The organism is Bullifex sp., assembly GCF_034103065.1.
Taxonomy (GTDB): domain Bacteria; phylum Spirochaetota; class Spirochaetia; order Sphaerochaetales; family Sphaerochaetaceae; genus Bullifex.
In genome coordinates, this window is the sequence record NZ_JAXEGN010000035.1 from 1 (window position 1) to 5,373 (window position 5,373).

Genomic DNA, 5,373 nt, shown 5'->3' on the forward strand with positions numbered 1-5,373 from the left:
AAATCAGTAATTGAAGCAATAGAAAGAAAAAAATGTGGAAGTTATTGGACTCAAACAGGTTCCTATGAAGCAGTAAGTAATTACATTGACTTAAATATTGATGGAGTAAAAGATGATGTAATAAAAATGATGGCAGGTGAAAGTATTCCTGTTATTGTTGATAAATTTAGAAATAAAATAACTGGGTTTAAACAAAAGGATGAAGTATTTACATACTTAATTCACTTAGGATATTTAGCCTATGATGGAGAGAGTAAAACTTGCAGAATACCTAATAGCGAAATAAAGTCTGAATGGGGATGGGTACTTGGTACAAGTAATAAGTATAAAAAAGTATGGGAAATAACTAATTTATCAAAAAAGCTATTAGAAGCAACCCAAAATAAACAAGAGGAAGTAGTAGCAAAAGCATTAGAAAAAAGTCATGAGCTCTTAACAAGTAATTTGTCCTACAATAATGAGCAAAGTCTTCAAAGTGCTATTATGCTCTCATACTTCTATGCATACGACTACTACACTATTATTCCTGAATTTACTACAGGAAAAGGTTATGCTGATATAGTAATGATTCCGTTTATACCAAATATACCAGCATTAGTAATTGAGTTAAAAAAGGATAAAGTAGCAGGTGGAGCAATAGAGCAGATAAAAGCAAAAGATTATCCAAGTAGGCTTAATGGCTATAAAGGTAATACTCTACTTGTTGGTATTAACTATGATAGTAAAACTAAAGAACATTCTTGCTTAATTGAAAAAGCTTAATATAGAAAAAATATCTTCTATGATGGTATATTTCTACTATTAGGTGGTTTATCATGAGAAATCTTTCAGATAGAAGCAGTCATTTCACAGATTCTGTAATTAGGCGCATGACTCGTATTGCAATTGAACACAATGCGATTAATTTATCACAAGGTTTTCCTGATTTTGATCCTCCAAAAGCCCTTATTGAAAGGCTGAAAGAAGTCTCTGATGAAGACTTTCACCAATATTCAATTACTTGTGGTGCTTTAAATTTGCGAAAAGCATTAAGTGATAAGCAATTACACTTTTCTGGTATGTATTATAACCCTGATGATGAAATTACTGTTACCTGTGGTTCTACTGAAGCTATGATGGCTGCAATGATGAGTGTTACAGATCCAGGGGACAAGGTTGTAATATTCTCACCATTTTATGAAAACTATGGTGCTGATACAATTCTTTGTGGAGCAACACCTATATATGTACCTTTAGTTCCTCCTAATTTCAATTTTGATCCCTCCTTGCTTGAGGATGCTTTTAAGCAAGGTGCCAAGGCATTGATTTTATGTAACCCATCCAATCCTTGTGGAAAAGTGTTTACTAAAGATGAACTTGAAATAATAGCTTTCTTAGCTAAGAAATATGATGCCTATGTAATTACTGATGAAGTTTATGAACACATAATATATTCACCTAATAAGCATACATATTTATCAACACTTGATGGTATGAAGGAGAGAACTATTTGTTGTTCTTCGCTTTCTAAAACTTATTCAATTACAGGCTGGCGCCTTGGCTATACAATGGCTGTTCCTGAAATTACAGATAGAATTAAAAAGGTTCATGACTTCTTAACGGTTGGAGCAGCTGCCCCTCTTCAAGAAGCAATTATTACAGGGTTAAGATTCCCTAATAGTTACTATGAAGAATTGCAAAATGAGTATACAGAGAAAAAGAATCTATTTTTATCAGGTCTTGATAACCTAGGTCTAAAGCACAATGACCCTGAAGGTGCTTATTATGTTTTGATGGATATCTCTGAGTTTGGATACGATAGTGATCTTGAATTTGCAATTGATATGTCTAAGAAGGTAGGTGTTGCTGCTGTTCCTGGTTCTTCATTTTTTAAAGAAGAGGAAAATAGATATGTTAGATTCCATTTTGCAAAGAAAAATGAGACCTTGATAAGTGCTCTTGATAGATTAGCAGAATTGAAATCTAAGCTTAAAAAGTAGCCTAATATTGAGCTATATTATTGATTTAATGAGGTTTATTTCTTAAATAGGCTACTTTAATATATTTTATGACTTAATACTTCATGTTATAGACAAAGTAGTATTCATCTGTTATCCTCACCAACGTCTAATCGAAACCATGGCAAGTTTTGCTGGTGGCGTAGGGGAATAAATTATTCCTGACTATTCTATTTCGAGGTTAACAAATATGTTAAATGAAATGTGGTGGGTACTAATGTTAGTACTCAACTTTGTCGCGATATTACTAGCTTATCGCGTTTGGGGAAAGCTCGGACTTTTCATCTGGATTCCAATTTCTGTAATTGTAGCAAACATCCAAGTCACTAAGAATGTAAACCTATTTGGGCTAGAAGCAACACTGGGTAATATTGTTTATTCAACAGGCTTCCTTGCAACAGATATTTTATCTGAAATGTATGGTCCAAAAGAGAGTAAAAGAGCTGTAACAGTTGGGTTCTTCTCGCTAATTGTTATGACTGTTATGATGCAGCTTGCTATCCAATTTACTCCAGCTCCTTCTGACTTTGTACAAAGCTCTATGGAAACAATCTTTGGCTTCATGCCACGTATTGCATTTGGAAGTTTAATTGCATATGTAATTAGTAACTTCCATGATATTTGGGCATTCGAGCTTTGGAAGAGAATTAAACCAGGTAAGAAGACACTTTGGATTAGAAACTGTTTATCAACAATGGTAAGCCAGCTTCTTGATTCTTTAATTTTTACATTCATTGCTTTCTTTGGTGTGTATGAGATGAGTGTATGGTGGCAGATTGTAATTACAACTTATCTATTGAAGTTCATCGTTGCAGTATGTGATACCCCATTTATGTACATTGCAAGAAAATGGTCTGATAATAATAGTATTAGAGAAGTATAAAATATTGATTATTTTTACGCATATACATATACTGTCAAAAAACTAAATAACTCAGATACAGCCAATTTAGGCTGTATTTTTAAACTTCTCGGGAGGGTTGATTATGAGTGGTATTGTTATCATGATCATCGCCATCGTAGTATTAGTCGCTGGTTACATCTTTTATGGTAAGTGGCTTGCTAAGAAGTGGGGTGTTGATCCTAAAAGAAAGACTCCAGCATATGAAATGCAGGATGGAGTTGACTATGTTCCAACAGATAAGCAGGTAGTATTTGGCCACCAGTTCGCTTCAATCGCAGGTGCAGGTCCTATCAATGGTCCTATCCAGGCAGCAGTATTTGGTTGGGTACCTGTTCTCCTATGGTGTCTTATCGGTGGTATTTTTATCGGTGCTGTACAGGACTTCTCTTCTATGTATGCATCTGTTAGAAATAAGGGTCGTTCAATTGGTGTAATCATTGAGCTCTATGTTGGTAAAGTTGGTAAGAGACTCTTCTTACTTTTCGTTTATCTCTTCTCAATGCTCGTTATCGCAGCTTTCGCTGATATCGTAGCTAAGAGCTTTGGTGTTAATGCAGGTGCAGATGCTTCAGTTCAGCTCGCTAACTCACAGGTTGCTACAGTATCAACACTTTTTATCGTAGCAGCAGTAGGATTTGGTATCTTCCTTAAAAATACAAAGCCAAACGCAACAGTAAATACAGCTGTATCAATTATTCTTTTAATCCTTTGTATTGCAATTGGTTACCTCTGCCCATTCTTAAATATGAGCACAAATGTATGGCTTTATCTTGTATTCTTATACATCTTAATTGCATCAGTAACTCCAGTTCAGTATCTCTTACAGCCACGTGACTACCTCAATAGTTACCTCTTAGTCGCAATGATCGTAGCTGCAGTTCTTGGTATCTTTGTTTCTAACCCAAAGATGAACCTTCCAGCATTCACAGGATTCGTTTCTTCAAGTGGTGCAATGTTCCCAATTCTTTTCGTAACAGTTGCTTGTGGTGCTGTATCAGGCTTCCATAGCTTAGTTTCTTCAGAAACAGCTTCAAAGCAGGTTAAGAACGAGAACGATATGCTTCCAATTTCTTATGGTGCAATGCTTGTAGAAGTACTCCTTGCAGTAATCGCAATCATCGCAGCAGGTGCTGTTGCTGATAAACTTACAGGTGCTCTTCCTGCAGGTACTCCTCAGCAGATCTTCTCAACTGCTGTTGCATCATTCCTTTCAGGTATTGGTATTCCTCACCAGCTCAGCTTCACACTCATCTCTCTTGCTGTATCAGCATTCGCTCTTACATCACTTGACTCTGTAGCTCGTGTTGGTCGTCTTTCATGGCAGGAGTTATTCCTCGATGATGATGAAGATGAAGCTAGCATGCCATCATGGAAGAAGATAATCACAAATAAGTGGGTTGCAACAATTATCGTACTTATCCCATCTTACCTCCTTGGTCAGGTTGGTTATGCTGAGATTTGGGCTCTCTTTGGTTCTGCTAACCAGCTCCTTTCTGTACTTGCTCTTGCAGCTGTAGCAGTATTCTTAAAGAAGACTAATAAAGATAACAAGATGATGTTTATCCCAATGTTCTTCATGCTTGCTGTAACAGTAGTAGCTTTATTCCAGCTCGCTTTCAACAACATCAAGACATTTGGTCATGCTAAGATTTCTGTAATGGGCCAGAGCCTTCAGATTCTCTTTGCTGTTCTTCTTCTTGCTCTTGCAATCATAGTAGTTGTTGACTGTTGTAAGAAGCTCTTCGGTAAAGAAGAAAACAAATAAGCATTAATTGCTTCCTTTTATAGGCCATCAAGGATTTCACCTTGGTGGCTTTTTTACATTCTCTCTATATTTAGATGTAGAAATTCCAACCTGTTCTTTGAATAGTTTAGAAAAGTGACTAAGTGAGGTGTACCCAAGGTTATAAGAAATTTCAAGTATTGTAAGATTTGTAGTTGCAAGAAGACGCTTGGCAAAGTCTGTACGAACTATTTTCATATAATCGATAACGGTAGTATTTAAATATTTTTTAAAGGCATTAATTACAACTGGGGCTGAATATCCTGTTTTTTTATAAATCTGTCCATCAGAAAGAGAGATATACTCTGGAGAGTGTAATCTAAGTAATAAACTTTTCATCCATGGGGGCGCATCAGATAACTCCTCTTACTCTTTATTTAGTGCCAAGAGAACTAAGGCTCTTAATATCATTTGTCTTATTACAAGAGGAATCTTGGTTTTATCCTTTTCATAAAGATAATTTATTTCTCTAGCTCGAAACTTAAACCAAGTGAATTACTCGGCAATTGAATTGCCAGAGCATCGTGGAGTTTAGCCACGGGTGCATCCATGACACCGCTACTGCTTTTTATACAGCTACTTTTAATACATATGGAGTCTTAATCATCTTCATATGTATTTCTTTTTTACTTACTTGACCATAGAGCCTTAGAATATTGTAAGCTCCAACACTGTCAGCATTCCATTCT

5 protein-coding genes are annotated in these 5,373 nt (G+C 35.8%); 4 read left to right on the forward strand and 1 reads right to left on the reverse strand.

All coding sequences use genetic code 11. From position 1 onward, the window contains the following. The 4 genes from SOY52_RS01285 to SOY52_RS01300 form a co-directional block, all read left to right on the forward strand. Positions 1-762 (forward strand): PD-(D/E)XK nuclease domain-containing protein (locus SOY52_RS01285; protein WP_320847177.1); only part of this gene is annotated, 762 nt, incomplete at its 5' end. 53 nt (positions 763-815) lie between these two features. After that, entirely contained in the window at positions 816-1,979 is a 1,164-nt protein-coding gene (locus tag SOY52_RS01290) for a pyridoxal phosphate-dependent aminotransferase (RefSeq protein WP_320847178.1), read from the forward strand. Between the two features lie 235 nt (positions 1,980-2,214). Beyond that, positions 2,215-2,880, forward strand: coding sequence for a queuosine precursor transporter (locus tag SOY52_RS01295; protein WP_320847179.1), 666 nt, complete (start codon positions 2,215-2,217; stop codon positions 2,878-2,880). A gap of 103 nt (positions 2,881-2,983) precedes the next feature. Continuing rightward, complete coding sequence (locus SOY52_RS01300; RefSeq protein ID WP_320847180.1) at positions 2,984-4,666, forward strand: carbon starvation protein A; 1,683 nt, start codon at positions 2,984-2,986, stop codon at positions 4,664-4,666. Positions 4,667-4,702: 36 nt separating this feature from the next. Here SOY52_RS01300 and SOY52_RS01305 read toward each other — a convergent pair whose 3' ends face one another. Beyond that, on the reverse strand, positions 4,703-5,023 hold the full coding sequence (locus SOY52_RS01305) for a helix-turn-helix transcriptional regulator (protein ID WP_320847181.1): 321 nt from the start codon (positions 5,021-5,023) through the stop codon (positions 4,703-4,705). Positions 5,024-5,373: the final 350 nt, after the last annotated feature.